General features: G+C 41.1%; 16 protein-coding genes. All 16 read right to left on the reverse strand.

Going from position 1 to position 13,854, the window contains the following annotated elements:
* Window positions 1-154: 154 nt before the first annotated feature.
* A complete protein-coding gene (gene atpG, locus BBI08_RS13515; protein ID WP_008496904.1) occupies window positions 155-1,012 on the reverse strand; it encodes an ATP synthase F1 subunit gamma in 858 nt (285 codons plus the stop codon).
* Window positions 1,013-1,059: 47 nt separating this feature from the next.
* Complete coding sequence (gene atpA, locus BBI08_RS13520) at window positions 1,060-2,568, reverse strand: F0F1 ATP synthase subunit alpha (RefSeq protein WP_008496903.1); 1,509 nt, start codon at window positions 2,566-2,568, stop codon at window positions 1,060-1,062.
* A gap of 26 nt (window positions 2,569-2,594) precedes the next feature.
* On the reverse strand, window positions 2,595-3,125 hold the full coding sequence (locus tag BBI08_RS13525; RefSeq protein ID WP_065528215.1) for a F0F1 ATP synthase subunit delta: 531 nt from the start codon (window positions 3,123-3,125) through the stop codon (window positions 2,595-2,597).
* A complete protein-coding gene (atpF, locus tag BBI08_RS13530; protein ID WP_008496902.1) occupies window positions 3,122-3,643 on the reverse strand; it encodes a F0F1 ATP synthase subunit B in 522 nt (173 codons plus the stop codon). Before atpF ends, BBI08_RS13525 begins: the two co-directional genes overlap by 4 nt.
* 159 nt (window positions 3,644-3,802) lie before the next feature.
* Complete coding sequence (gene atpE, locus BBI08_RS13535; RefSeq protein ID WP_008433003.1) at window positions 3,803-4,015, reverse strand: F0F1 ATP synthase subunit C; 213 nt, start codon at window positions 4,013-4,015, stop codon at window positions 3,803-3,805.
* A 59-nt stretch (window positions 4,016-4,074) separates the two neighbouring features.
* Complete coding sequence (gene atpB, locus BBI08_RS13540; RefSeq protein WP_040850560.1) at window positions 4,075-4,785, reverse strand: F0F1 ATP synthase subunit A; 711 nt, start codon at window positions 4,783-4,785, stop codon at window positions 4,075-4,077.
* 27 nt (window positions 4,786-4,812) lie between these two features.
* Window positions 4,813-5,184: an ATP synthase subunit I gene (locus BBI08_RS13545; protein WP_008496900.1), complete on the reverse strand. Its 372-nt coding sequence runs from the start codon at window positions 5,182-5,184 to the stop codon at window positions 4,813-4,815.
* A 3-nt stretch (window positions 5,185-5,187) separates the two neighbouring features.
* Window positions 5,188-5,409 carry an AtpZ/AtpI family protein gene (locus BBI08_RS13550; protein ID WP_008496899.1) on the reverse strand — a complete coding sequence of 74 codons (222 nt, stop codon included), beginning with the start codon at window positions 5,407-5,409 and terminating at the stop codon, window positions 5,188-5,190.
* 358 nt (window positions 5,410-5,767) lie between these two features.
* Window positions 5,768-6,886, reverse strand: a complete 1,119-nt coding sequence (wecB, locus tag BBI08_RS13560; protein WP_008496898.1) for a non-hydrolyzing UDP-N-acetylglucosamine 2-epimerase — start codon at window positions 6,884-6,886, stop codon at window positions 5,768-5,770.
* Between the two features lie 19 nt (window positions 6,887-6,905).
* On the reverse strand, window positions 6,906-7,535 hold the full coding sequence (upp, locus tag BBI08_RS13565) for a uracil phosphoribosyltransferase (protein WP_008432996.1): 630 nt from the start codon (window positions 7,533-7,535) through the stop codon (window positions 6,906-6,908).
* A gap of 159 nt (window positions 7,536-7,694) precedes the next feature.
* Window positions 7,695-9,872: a bifunctional diguanylate cyclase/phosphodiesterase gene (locus BBI08_RS13570; RefSeq protein ID WP_008496897.1), complete on the reverse strand. Its 2,178-nt coding sequence runs from the start codon at window positions 9,870-9,872 to the stop codon at window positions 7,695-7,697.
* A gap of 132 nt (window positions 9,873-10,004) precedes the next feature.
* Entirely contained in the window at window positions 10,005-11,240 is a 1,236-nt protein-coding gene (glyA, locus tag BBI08_RS13575) for a serine hydroxymethyltransferase (protein WP_008496895.1), read from the reverse strand.
* Window positions 11,227-11,811 (reverse strand): TIGR01440 family protein, encoded by a 585-nt coding sequence (locus tag BBI08_RS13580; RefSeq protein WP_008496894.1) that lies wholly within the window; start codon window positions 11,809-11,811, stop codon window positions 11,227-11,229. The genes glyA and BBI08_RS13580 overlap by 14 nt, the downstream gene beginning before the upstream one ends.
* A 12-nt stretch (window positions 11,812-11,823) precedes the next feature.
* Window positions 11,824-12,261, reverse strand: coding sequence for a ribose 5-phosphate isomerase B (gene rpiB, locus BBI08_RS13585; RefSeq protein ID WP_008432989.1), 438 nt, complete (start codon window positions 12,259-12,261; stop codon window positions 11,824-11,826).
* Window positions 12,262-12,409: 148 nt separating this feature from the next.
* A complete protein-coding gene (locus tag BBI08_RS13590; protein ID WP_008496893.1) occupies window positions 12,410-12,838 on the reverse strand; it encodes a low molecular weight protein arginine phosphatase in 429 nt (142 codons plus the stop codon).
* Between the two features lie 21 nt (window positions 12,839-12,859).
* Window positions 12,860-13,852, reverse strand: coding sequence for an L-threonylcarbamoyladenylate synthase (locus BBI08_RS13595; RefSeq protein ID WP_065528217.1), 993 nt, complete (start codon window positions 13,850-13,852; stop codon window positions 12,860-12,862).
* Between the last annotated feature and the right edge of the window lie 2 nt (window positions 13,853-13,854).

Consider the following 13,854-nt stretch of genomic DNA (forward strand, 5'->3'; position numbering starts at 1 on the left):
TTAAAAACTTCTTCTTAAAGAAGTTCGCAGTTTTAGTATTAGCAGTATATAGTGCCCAGATTCTCGGGGTCTTAAGTCAGCCCACTACGGAAATTACATTTCCTCCGCGTTCTGTCTTAAGCCCGTCGAATCTACATAGGCACCTCTGTATTTCTTATTCTAAAGCAGATGCTCCGCCGACAATCTCAGTGATTTCCTGAGTGATTGCTGCTTGGCGTGCACGGTTATATTGAAGTGTCAGTCCATTAATCAAATCAGACGCATTATCGGTCGCACTCTTCATTGCTGTCATGGAAGCAGCATGTTCACTCGCTTTGCCGTCAAGAACAGCCCCAAAGATCAAGCTTTCTGCGTATTGTGGAAGAAGAACTTCCAAAATCGCTTCTGCTGAAGGATCAAACTCATAAGATGCAGTTGATCCAGTCGGTTGAATATCCGTCAGCGGCAAGACTTTTTTCTCTGTGACTTCTTGTTGAATTGCTGAAACAAAGTGATTGTAGTACATATAAACTTCGTCATACGTACCATCTGAGAACATACCAACAGCTTTGCGCGTTATTTCTTTAATATCCGCAAACGTCGGATGATCCGGAAGTGCAATTGCACTTTCAAGAATTGTCATTCCTTGCTTCGCAAAAAATTCCTTTCCTTTCCGACCAACGCTTAGGATAACAAAGTCGTCATTAGAGGTGTGTCGTTCACGGATTTTACTCATAACTGTACGAAGAACATTACTGTTATATCCGCCTACAAGACCACGATCTGATGTAATCACTAAATAAGCGGTTTTCTTTACAGGGCGAGCAATCATCATCGGGTTGCTAGTGTCTGAAGACCCGGCTGCGATTGATGCTACCACATCCTGAATTTTGTGCATGTATGGAACGAACGCTTTCGCATTCACTTCCGCACGGCTTAGTTTAGATGCAGAAACCATTTGCATGGCTTTTGTGATCTGACTTGTTTTCTTTGTTGACGTAATTCGGTTTTTTATATCGCGTAATGATGCCACTGGTATTTCACCACCTTATTATTTTTTCTTCGTATTCGAACTCGGTTTTACTCAGATTTAGCAAATGTGCGTTTGAATTCATTAATCGCTGCAGCAAATGCGTCATCAGCAGGTAAGCCTTGAGTTGTGCGAATAGTATCCAAAATTTCTGTGTGGTTTAGATCCAACCAGCTTGTCAATTCAGCTTCAAAGCGAGAAATGTCGTTGATAGCGATATCGTCAAGGAATCCACGAGTTAACGCATAGAAAATAACAACTTGTTTTTCAACTTTGATTGGGTTGTTTAAGTCTTGTTTCAAGACCTCAACTGTACGTTTCCCACGCTCAAGTTTCGCAGCAGTTGCAGCATCAAGATCTGAACCAAACTGAGAGAATGACTCAAGTTCACGGAAAGCCGCTAAGTCAAGACGCAATGTACCCGCAACTTTTTTCATTGCTTTGATCTGAGCTGAACCACCAACACGTGATACAGAAAGACCAGCGTTGATTGCTGGGCGTACACCCGAGAAGAATAGATCGGACTGAAGGAAAATCTGACCATCTGTAATCGAGATAACGTTTGTAGGAATATATGCAGCGATATCGCCAGCTTGCGTTTCTACGAACGGCAATGCTGTGATAGACCCTGCTCCAAGCGTTTCGTTTAATTTCGCAGAACGTTCAAGTAAACGTGAGTGCAAGTAGAAAACGTCACCTGGGTAAGCTTCACGGCCTGGTGGACGACGAAGCAATAGTGAAAGTTCGCGGTAAGCAGATGCTTGTTTTGTTAAATCATCATAGACGATCAACACATGTTTGCCTTCAAACATGAATTCCTCAGCCATTGTGATACCTGCATATGGAGCCAAGTATAATAATGGAGCTGGTTGTGAAGCTGAAGCCGTTACAACGATTGTGTAATCAAGAGCTCCATTTTTACGGAAAGTTTCTACTACGTTACGTACAGTAGATTCTTTTTGTCCGATTGCCACATAGATACAAATCATATCTTGGTCAGCTTGGTTTAAGATCGTATCGATTGCAACAGAAGTTTTACCTGTCTGACGGTCACCGATGATCAATTCGCGCTGTCCACGACCGATTGGCACAAGTGCATCAATCGCTTTAATACCTGTTTGAAGTGGTTCATGAACCGATTTACGGGCCATAACGCCTTGTGCAGGGCTTTCAATTGGACGAGATTTTGTTGTGTTGATTGGTCCAAGACCGTCAACAGGTTGTCCAAGTGGATTTACTACACGTCCAATAAGTTCGTTTCCTACTGGTACTTCCATAATACGGCCAGTTCGACGTACTTCATCGCCTTCTTTGATGTCTTTGTATGGGCCAAGGATAATAATACCAACGTTGTTGGCTTCCAAGTTTTGCGCCATACCAATAGCACCAGTAGAGAACTCTACAAGTTCTCCAGCCATGATGTTGTCGAGGCCATGAGCGCGTGCGATACCATCACCAATGGTGATTACTGTACCAACGTCGTCAACTTTCATCTCTGATTGATAATTTTCAATCTGTTGTTTAATCAGACCGCTGATTTCTTCAGCTTTGATGCTCATGTATGTCACCCTCTCATAATTTCTAATTAACCGATTAGTTGACGTTTTAGACGTGCCAATTTCGTGCTCACGCTGCTGTCATAAATACGGTTTCCGATTTGAATACGCAATCCACCAAGTAATGATGGATCAATAATGTTTTCAATTCGTAAAGATTGTTTACCAATTTTTTTAGCGAATACGGAAGAGATAGAAGAGCGTTCTTCTTCAGTCAAAGGACGTGTAGAATAAACTTCTGCATCTTCAATTCCTTGTGCATCATTAGACAATGCAACGAATTCGTCTACCATTGAGCTAACTTCATTTAAACGTTTGCGTTGTGCCATCAATTGAAGTGTATTTACGACAAACGGATTTGCCCCACTAAACACTTCATTGATTAAGTTTGTTCTTTTATCAGATGAAAGTTTTGGAGAGACAATCAAATTGTAAAGTTCTGGAGTCATTTCAAAGACTTTTTTTACTTCACGTAAATCATGTTCGATATCCAAAGACGATTCATGTTTTTGAGCGACTTGGAACAATGCTAAAGCGTATCGTTCTGCAACTTGACTCACTGAACTTCGCCTGCCTTCGCAATCGTTTCGTTAATCAACTGACGGTTGTCTTCCTCAGAGATTTCTTTTTCCAGCACTTTCGTTGCAGCAAGTAATGACAATGCCACAACTTCTTCACGAACAGCTGAAATAGCTTTATCTCTTTCGTTAGCAATTTCTTGAACTGCTGCTTCTTTCATACGTCCAGACTCAGCACGCGCAGTTGTAATAATTTCCTCACGCGAAACTTCGCCTTGCTTCTTAGCGTTTTCAACGATTTCTTGTGCTTGCGTACGCGCATCTTTAAGAAGGCTACGCTGCTCTTCAAGCAACTTTTGAGATTCTAAACGGCTGTTTTCAGCTGTTTCAATTTCACTCTTGATCAATTCTTCACGTTGCTGCATTACGCCCATCAAAGGACCCCATGCGAATTTCTTCAAAAGCAACATTAACCCGATGAAGATGACAAGTGTAGCGAGAATGTCTCCAATATTCAAAAACTCCCCGGCTGCGCCGAGTACGAGGTAATCAAAAAACACGATTGTTTCACTCCCTTCAAGAGCCTAAAATGCAATTTCTTCTATAGTAAGATCTTTATTTAGTACAAGATGAACTTTCAAAAGCAAATGTTGCATACAAGTTTAAATGGCGAAAACCATATAGTAGCATCCCCACCATTTAAATTTTGTATAAAAATACTAACGGTTCATTACGATGAACGCGATAACTACAGCGATGATTGGTAATGCCTCAACCAATGCAACCCCGATAAACATTGTTGTTTGTAAAACGCCACGTGCTTCTGGCTGACGAGCGATACCTTCAACTGTTTTTGAAACGATAAGACCGTTACCAATACCTGCTCCTAGTGCTGCTAAACCTACTGCAATTGCTGCTGCTAATAAACCCATTTTAAAATGTCCTCCTCAGGATAATTGTTTTTTTTTTGCTCAAAAGAGCGGTTTTATACTCAATGGTCGTCGGCAACTTTATGCGATAAATAGACCATCGTTAACATAACGAAAATGAACGCTTGAATTGCCCCGATAAAAATCGAGAAGCCTTGCCATAACATCATTGGCAGGATAGCTGCTGCAAATCCAAAAATACTTGCTGATGCGAGACCTGCTAACAAAGTTAACAAGATTTCCCCCGCATAGATGTTCCCGTAAAGACGCAGACCGAGTGTCAACGTATTTGCGAATTCTTCAATGACTTTTAGTGGGAATAAGAATGGCATTGGCTTAATATAGCCTCCGGCATATCCTTTTAACCCTTTCAACTTGATACCATAATAATGGCTCAAGATGAGTACCGTAGCGGCTAATGTCATTGTTACTGTTGGATCAGCTGTTGGCGATTTCCACCAAAGATCTCCGTTAACAACTATTGCAAATGGAAGACCTAACATGTTCGCAACAAAAATGAACATAATTAAGGTGATTCCAAGAACATGGAATCGGCCACCATCTTTCCAATCCATATTGCTATTAATAATCCCTTTCACGAAATCCATGATCCATTCCATGAAGTTTTGCATGCCCGTTGGTTTCAGCTGCAAATTGCGTGTAGCGATAAAAGCAATAAGGAAGACGATAAGAGCGGCTACAAGTAGCATCATAACGTTCGATAGGTTGAACCAGATCCCGAACACCTCGAGCATAGGAGCGCCATGTTCCACGATAGTTTCACCTCTCTTTCCACATTGTTAATGGTGTTTCACGTGATAAACAATCCGCTCTGTTAATAACAGAGCATAAGGGACCATCAACCCTATTACCGTACTGACCAAGTGAATGTGCTCTGCGAACAAAATAGCAATCGCTACTGCAGCAATACCTGATGCAAACCGTAATGCCGTTCCAAGCGAACGAACTTTCGAGCCTTCAGCCACCGCACGGTCAAATTTCTCCATCCGACGAACAAGAATCCACATGTTATAAATGCCGAACAAAGTTCCGATTATGAGACCCGCGAACACTTCTTGATAAGAGGTAAACCCCAAACCAATAACGTAGAACGCTAAGATGAAAATAATCATCTTTTTTAGTCTTGTGTATATCTCCCTTAGTCCATCCATTTTCTACTTGTCTCCTGATTCGAATTTGCGGACGGTCTGAAGCATTGCCCAAACACCGGCAGTGATGCCTATGAATAGGCAGATGATCATGAAAAATGGTGCGGTTCCTACCTTTTCATCAAGCCACATACCCGTGAACACCCCGATGAGTACGGACCCAACAAGTTGTGACAGAATGGCGCTGTAAATTGCCATCGCTTGTAAGGGCTTTTTTGTTGGGCGCATGACAACCCCCTCGAACCTCGTTGATTTGACATTATACCCTCAAAAAGAGCAGTCGCATCAGGCTTCCACCTACATAATCTATGTAAGAAAACCATCTCATGCATACCCTTTGTAAGCATACATTAGGGGTAAAATCATGTCAATTAGTAGAAGTGAAAAACTTCACAAGCGATTTCCCTCTGACATATTGTGGACAAATTTCAACAAAAAATGTGGAATCGGCCGTTTTAACTCCGACGGGCATAAAGCAGAATGGCAGAGCGGCGTCTTTTGCCGTTTAGCTAGACTGATTTATGATTCCGAGGAGTTGGCCGATGCAACTAGACAACAAAAAAAGTGAATCGGCCGTTTTACTTACTTACAATTTTGAAAAATACTTGTGCAGCGCTTCGACAATCCGTGCAGATGCTTTACCATCTCCATACGGATTAGATGCTTGAGACATTGCTTTGTAGGCAGCTTCGTCCGTCAACAATTCTTTCGCTAATCCGTAAATCGTTTCTTCATCTGTACCGGCGAGTTTCAACGTTCCTGCACTAATACCTTCAGGACGTTCAGTCGTGTCACGCAAAACCAAAACCGGCTTGCCAAGTGACGGTGCTTCTTCTTGTATGCCACCAGAATCGGTCAGAATAAAAAATGAGCGTGCTGCAAAGTTGTGGAAATCCAAAACTTCTAGCGGTTCAATCAAATGAATGCGTGAATCACGACCTAATACTTCATCCGCGACTTCACGTACAGCTGGATTCATATGCACTGGATACACCACTTGAATATCATCGTGTTCTTCGATCAAGCGTTTAATCGCACGGAACATATTGCGCATTGGCTGACCTAGATTTTCACGGCGATGTGCTGTTAATAAAATCATACGATCGCTTCCGATTTTCTCTAAAATCGGGTGCGAATACGTTTCGCGTACCGTCGTTTGAAGAGCATCGATTGCTGTATTGCCAGTAACATAAATTGTTTCTGCTTTTTTGTTTTCATCAAGCAAGTTTTGAGCTGATTTTTCAGTTGGTGAAAAATGAATATCTGCCATGACTCCCGTCAGTTGACGGTTCATCTCCTCAGGAAACGGCGAGTATTTGTTGTGCGTTCGCAAGCCCGCTTCGACGTGTCCGACCGCTACCTGATTATAAAAAGCAGCAAGGCTCGCAGCGAAAGTTGTCGTCGTATCGCCATGCACTAACACAATATCTGGCTTCGCTTCTTTCATTACCACATCGAGCCCTTGCATTGCACGCATTGTGACATCGGTCAATGTTTGACGATCTTTCATGATGTTCAAATCAAAGTCAGGCGTGATTTTGAATGTCTCTAATACTTGATCAAGCATTTCTCTGTGCTGTGCCGTTACCGTTACAAGTGGTTCAATGGTTTCCGGATGTTTTTGAAGTTCCAAAACAAGCGGCGCCATTTTAATCGCTTCTGGTCTCGTACCAAATATTGTCATAACTTTCCATTTTTTAGTCAAGCTGATTTACCTCGCTTTCTTACTTTGTTCCGAATAAACGGTCGCCAGCATCTCCAAGACCTGGGACAATATATCCTTTTTCATTTAACTTTTCATCTAAAGCCGCGATGAAGATGTCTACATCCGGATGCGCTTCTTGTAAAGCTTCTACACCTTCAGGAGCCGCAATGATACACATAAAGCGAATTTTTACAGCGCCTCGTTTTTTCATCGAGTTAACTGCTTCAATTGCCGATCCACCTGTAGCAAGCATGGGATCAACTACGATAAATTCACGTTCTTGAACATCAGAAGGTAGTTTCAAGTAATATTCGACTGGTTGCAATGTAACTGGATCACGGTATAAACCGATATGGCCCACTTTAGCAGCTGGGATCAATTTTAAAATACCATCTACCATACCAATTCCTGCGCGCAAAATAGGAACAACGCCTAATTTTTTCCCTGCAAGAACATTTGATTTAGCCATTTGTACCGGTGTTTCCACATCGATTTCTTGTAATGGCAAGTCGCGTGTGATTTCAAATGCCATCAATGTAGCAATTTCATCCACCAATTCACGAAATTCTTTTGTACCTGTCGACTTATCACGGATGTAAGTCACTTTATGTTGGATCAATGGATGATCAAAAACATATACTTTTCCCACGGCCTATCTCTCCTTTTCAAACATTATCTTAAATAGTATAACAGAAAATCTTTCATTCAAGTTGTCAGATCCCGCTTTGGCATTATTCAGTTATTTTCGCCTATAGAATTTTTCTCACAAAAAAACCAGAGACTAAATCTCTGGTTTTTACAGTTCTTTCTATAATAGAAAAGCTTCGTTAAGTGGCATCGGCTTGTAAAATAAATAGCCTTGCCCTTCTTTACAACCAAGACGCAACAGAATCTTCCGTTCTTTATCTGTCTCTACGCCTTCCGCAACTGCATGCATGTTTAAATTATTCGCAAGTTGGATAATCGTTTGAATAATCGCCAAAGTTCCTGGTTCATCCATATTCGAGATAAACGAACGATCAATTTTCAGTTCTTCAATCGGTAGCTTTTGGAGATAGCTAAGAGATGAGTATCCAGTTCCAAAGTCATCAATCGATGCTGTAAAGCCGCAATATTTCAAGTGCTTGAATACCTTATTGGCAGTTTCAATATCAACAAAGCCAATGCGTTCAGTAATTTCCAATCGAATCCACTTTGGTTCAATTCCATATTCAGTCGTCATATCCAGTAAGTTCGAAACAAAGGCATGATGGAAAAAATGATCAGCTGATATGTTAATGGCTACTTGTCGCATTTTTAAACCTTGATCTACTCTTTTTTTCATCCATTCTAGCACTTGCTTTAAAATACTTTTTTCCAACAATCGTATTTTGCCATTTTTTTCAGCCGCAGGAATAAAAATATCCGGAGGAATAACCCCTAAGTCTGGAGATGTCCAACGTGCCAAAGCTTCAAAACTTAAAACCTCACCAGTTTCTAAATCGACTTTCGGCTGCAAATAAACACCTATTTCATTGCGGTTTAATGCTGCCGTCAATTCGTTGGCAACCCGTAAATCCCTCATTAGAAATTCGTCCAGCTCACTTTCAAAATAACAAATTGCTTCACCTGTGCGTAGCTTTGCCTGAGATAGTGCGCTGTCTGAGCACCGAATCAACTCTTCGGAATCTTTTTGGTGCGGCATGACAATGGCGACACCTATTTTCAAAGTTAAGAATAATTCCATATCACCAACTTTGATAGGATCAGCAAATCCACGCATAAGTTGATCTAAGTATTCTGGTATTTTGACAAATGGCGTGATGCTATATAGCGATAACGTAGAATCTGAAAATCGGGCAATCAAGTTTTCCGAGGAATTTTGATGCACCGTTAACCGTTTTCCGATCTCGTGCATGAGTGCATCTCCTGCACGATGGCCATATTGATCTACCACTTTGGTGTATTCATCTGTTGAAATAAAAGCGACAAAACCTTCTTGGCCTTTTTTCAGCAATTTATCGATTTCGTTTCTAAAATAGTTTCGGTTAGGTAAATCTGTATCCCCGTCACTATAAGCTAGCCTTAAAATTTCTTCATGTTGGTGTGAGTACTTGATAGCCAGAGACACAATCGAAGCAACACCCTCCATGAATTTCAAATCTTTATCACTCGGGATTACTGGGGCAGGAAAATAGATTCCAAACGTACCGATGGCCACATCTTCCATATTTAATATTGGAATTGACCAACTTGAAACTAAACCAAATTTCTCCACTAAATGTTGATGATTTCTCCACAAATAATCTGTAGTCATATCTTCCACTATTACTGGTTGACCTCGGTAAAAGGCAGCTCCACAAGTACCTATATCTCCCTCTACTTTCAGGCCGATAATCGCTTCTTCAAAGCTTTTCGGCATCGATTTAGTGGCGCCAATCGTATAAACTCTTTCATCATTATCGATCAATAAAACCGTGCATTTTGCACCATCAATAAAGAACAATTCACACGCATGGCAAATATTTTGCAGGATCGAGTTTAGCTTATGACCGCTTTCAATTTTTTTATAAGTTTGCTTTTGAAGCGTGTTCATAGCCTCTGTACGCTTTCGCTCAGTAATATCACGCTGTAACAACAACGTGAACTTAAGATTTTTTTCTGGAAACGTTAACGGTTGGATTGATAGTTCATTCCAAAAAGGTGTGCCGTTTTTTCGGTAATTGACGATTTCAAAGATTCCTGCTTCCCCAGAAGCGATGCAAGCATGTATATTTTCACTCGCTTTTTGAGACGTTTTTTCTCCATGTAAAAAACGGCCATTACGTCCTAATGTCTCTTCTTCACTATAGCCAATCATTTTAAAGAAAGCCTCGTTTGCATAGACGATGGGCTGGCTTTCTATTTCGGAGTTGATGACCAAGAACGATGTATGGAATTTAACACCGAGACGGCGTAGCCACTCCATGATTACTTTATTATCATTCATTAATTCATGCGTGTGCATACGACGCGCCCCCTTTTAAGAATATGTATAGTTTGTGCTGGATTGTTAGGTTAGCCCTCAATTTTTGGAGGATAGTTCCATTATAGTATAAAAATACAACTGCCAACATATTTACTTGGCAGCTGTATGAACTTATTTGTATAGCGGATGCGCAGCAGTTAATTTCGCAACACGTTCTGCAGCTTCTTTTTTGGTATTTTTATCTTCCGGATTTTTCAGAAGCATTGCCATAACCGCAGCAATTTCTTTCATGTCTTCTTCTTTAAAACCACGAGAAGTTACGGCAGCAGTTCCTAGACGAATACCAGAAGTAACAAATGGGCTTTCCGGGTCGAAAGGAATGGTATTTTTATTTGTCGTAATACCAACTTCATCAAGAACATGTTCTGCAACTTTCCCCGTCAAGTTTAACGAGCGAAGGTCGAGCAACAGCAAGTGATTGTCGGTGCCACCAGATACGATATTTACACCTTCTACAATTAGCGCTTTCGCCAATGCATCAGCATTTTTCACGACTTGTTCAATATAGGTTTTGAATTCAGGCTTTTGTGCTTCACCGAATGCAACAGCTTTTGCTGCAATTACGTGCATAAGCGGGCCGCCTTGAATTCCAGGGAAAATCGTTTTATCGATTTTTTTTGCAAATTCCTCTTTGCAGAGAATCAGTCCACCACGTGGTCCACGGAGCGTCTTATGCGTAGTCGATGTAACGAAATGGGCATGTGGCACTGGGTTAGGATGAGCGCCAGTAGCAACTAAACCAGCAATATGGGCCATATCAACCATCAAGTATGCTCCGATTTCATCAGCAATTTCACGGAATTTAGCAAAATCTAATTGACGTGAATAAGCACTTGCACCAGCAACAATCATTTTCGGCTTATGTTCTAATGCTGCTTGACGAACTGCTTCGTAATCAACCAATTGCTCATCTTCCGTCACACCGTACTCAACGAAATTATATTGCATACCACTGAAATTGACTTTGCTACCATGTGTTAAATGTCCGCCATGGTTTAAGTTCATCCCAAGAATCGTATCACCTTTTTCTAGAACCGCTGTATAAACAGCCATGTTGGCTTGTGATCCAGAATGGGGTTGAACGTTCGCGTGGTCTGCACCAAAAATTTCTTTCAGGCGGTCGCGAGCGATGTTTTCGACTACATCTACATGTTCACAGCCTCCGTAATAACGTTTACCCGGATAGCCTTCTGCATATTTGTTCGTTAACACCGATCCTTGTGCATCCATTACCGCTTGTGAAACAAAGTTTTCCGAAGCGATTAATTCGATATTCGCTTCCTGTCTTTCTTTCTCTGCATTCATCGCTTCATATACTGCTGGGTCTTGCGCCTTAATCAATTCCATCCGTATATCCCTCCCGTGATTGAACAAGCTCACGATTATAGCGTGCACGTTCACCGCCAATTAATTTTGGCCGTGTCGTTGCAGATGCCACAATCGCTTCACCTACTAGTTTAACAGAAGTACGCAATGGAACGGCAACTCTTTTTAAATGCATTCCAATCATTGTTTGTCCAATATCTATTCCCGCATGTGCCTGAATTTCTTCCACCACTACCGGGTCGACCATATTGCTGAATGCATATGCACTCAATGAGCCGCCTGCTTTTGGAGCTGGAACAACAGAGACCGGCTCCCAACCGTATTTTTCAGCTGCACGACGTTCTACTGTCAATGCACGGTTAATATGCTCACAACCTTGAAATGCTAAAAAAATATGGTGACGAGCTGCGAATTTTTCTAAAGGTTCAAACAAGCTTTCTGCTATATCAAGTCCGCCGCCTGTTCCAATGCGTTTTCCTGCTACTTCTGATGTTGAACAGCCGACTACAAAAACTTGGCCTTTCCTGAACTCGATCTGCTGTTCTAATTCACTTAAAACCTCTTCAAGTTGTAATTGCCATAAAGTTTGCATGTCGACTCCTCCTTATTTTTCGAGGTCCGTGATTTTTTGGATGCGTTTTTCGTGTCTGCCGCCTTCGAATTCTTCAGTCAACCAAGTTTGAGCAATTTCACGCGCAAGTCCTGGTCCAATAACGCGCTCACCCATTGCTAAAATATTTGAATCATTATGTCCTCTTGTTGCTTTTGCACTGAAGACATCATGAACAAGTGCACAACGAATTCCTTTTACTTTATTCGCTGAGATAGACATGCCAATGCCTGTGCCACATATCAAAATCCCGCGATCAAATTCTCCACTTGCTACGCGATCTGCAACCGGTTTTGCATAATCCGGATAATCTACTGAATCGTCTGTATGTGGACCAAAATCTTGATATTCAATACCGATTTCGTTCATTAAGTTAACGATTTCTTTACGCAAGTTATTGCCGCCGTGATCTGATGAGATTGCCACTTTCATAATAAACCCTCTTTTCTTGAAATCAAATTTATAGATCCGTAAAAGCGCCATTGTCGAATTATGCCGAATCTCTTTTACGCTTTAAATCAATTCTACCATTTTCACACAAAAAAGACAGACTAGCCTCTCGGATTGTCTGTCTTTTCGTTCACGTTATTTTCATAATCAATTTATCGATTAACAATTTTAGCTCTTGAAATGTTTTTTCATAAAGTGCGATTGGTCCTCCGTAAGGATCACTAACATCCTCCGTTGAGTCAGCTGCAAATTCTTTTAAGGTAAAAAGCTTTGCTGCTGTTTCAGGGTAAGCTTGCAATATCGCCATTTTATGCGAGTTGGTCATTGTTAAGACAAGTTCTGCCCATTCCAAATCTTCCATATCCAGTGGTTTTGAAGTATGACTAAAAGAAATTTGTTGTTGGTTCAATACTGACTGTGCGTTTTCAGAAAGAGGCGCTTCTCCTGCAAATATTCCTGCAGAACGAGCTTCTATTTCTTTCAAATTTTTAGCCGTCACAATCGCTTCAGCCATTGGACTACGACAAGTATTCCCCGTACACACAAAAAGAATTCTCATCATCTATCTCCTTTCACTTGATCAACTAAACCATTTATGGTCTGCTGCTTTTTCAAGCCTATTCATCAATGCATCCTGATCTTGGTCACTTGATTTCACTGGTGCTAAAATTAAATCCGCGTCAGTGAAATCACATTCTCGCAAACTGGCATATAAGCTTTCCATTGATAATGGAAAATTAAAATCAGCAAGTGGGTAATCCATCTCACTAATAACAGCTACGCGCTTTCCTTTTTCTTGAACATATTGAATCGCTTTTTCAATCAAACTTTTTTCGTCTTCAATTAAATATAAAGGTGCGGTAGGCGCATAATGCATATATTTCATCCCTGGTGATTTTGGTACATTGTCTTTGTTTCCGGATGACGAACGAATCGTTCCAATTACACTCTCTATTTGTTCTTTTGTTATTTTTCCAGGACGCAAGATAACTGGAGGTTCACAAGTCGTATCTAAAACAGTTGACTCGATACCAATTTCTGTAGCTCCACCATCTAAAATTAATGGAATTCTGCCATCCATGTCGTGACGAACATGATTCGCTAACGTTGGACTTGGTTTTCCACTCGTATTTGCACTTGGTGCAGCTAAAGGTAATTTTACTTCATGTAGTAGCTTTAACGCTACAGGATGGTTTGGCACACGAATCCCCACTGTTTGAAGGTTTGCCGTGACATTACTCGCAAACGTTTCTGGCTTTGCTTGCATAATCAACGTTAACGCACCTGGCCAAAAAGCATCCATGCATTGCAATGCTTTTGGTGAAACTTCTTGCACATAATTTAATGCAGATTCTTTCGAATCTACATGCACAATTAAAGGATTGTCTGCCGGACGTCCTTTTGCTTCGAATATTTTACTAACTGCTTCGAAATTTGTCGCATCTGCTCCCAATCCGTATACTGTTTCTGTCGGAAAAGCGACAACTTCACCTGATTTCAATGTTTCCACAGCTTGTGTATAACTATTTTCTTCATCCACACATTTATCCACAACAATCATTTCCGTTTTCACAC

It is taken from the genome of Planococcus halocryophilus, assembly GCF_001687585.2.
Classification (GTDB): Bacteria; Bacillota; Bacilli; order Bacillales_A; family Planococcaceae; genus Planococcus; species Planococcus halocryophilus.

Excerpts from the sequence above, each read along its gene's own strand:
- atpE (WP_008433003.1), bottom strand. The coding sequence starts at position 4,015 with ATGGGTTTATTAGCAGCAGCAATTGCAGTAGGTTTAGCAGCACTAGGA.
- BBI08_RS13545 (WP_008496900.1), bottom strand. The coding sequence starts at position 5,184 with ATGGATGGACTAAGGGAGATATACACAAGACTAAAAAAGATGATTATT.
- BBI08_RS13550 (WP_008496899.1), bottom strand. The coding sequence starts at position 5,409 with ATGCGCCCAACAAAAAAGCCCTTACAAGCGATGGCAATTTACAGCGCC.
- atpA (WP_008496903.1), bottom strand. The coding sequence starts at position 2,568 with ATGAGCATCAAAGCTGAAGAAATCAGCGGTCTGATTAAACAACAGATT.
- glyA (WP_008496895.1), bottom strand. The coding sequence starts at position 11,240 with ATGGAATTGATTAAGGCGCAAGACCCAGCAGTATATGAAGCGATGAAT.
- rpiB (WP_008432989.1), bottom strand. The coding sequence starts at position 12,261 with ATGAAAGTGGCAATCTCATCAGATCACGGCGGCAATAACTTGCGTAAA.
- BBI08_RS13570 (WP_008496897.1), bottom strand. The coding sequence starts at position 9,872 with ATGCACACGCATGAATTAATGAATGATAATAAAGTAATCATGGAGTGG.
- BBI08_RS13590 (WP_008496893.1), bottom strand. The coding sequence starts at position 12,838 with ATGAGAATTCTTTTTGTGTGTACGGGGAATACTTGTCGTAGTCCAATG.
- BBI08_RS13580 (WP_008496894.1), bottom strand. The coding sequence starts at position 11,811 with ATGCAAACTTTATGGCAATTACAACTTGAAGAGGTTTTAAGTGAATTA.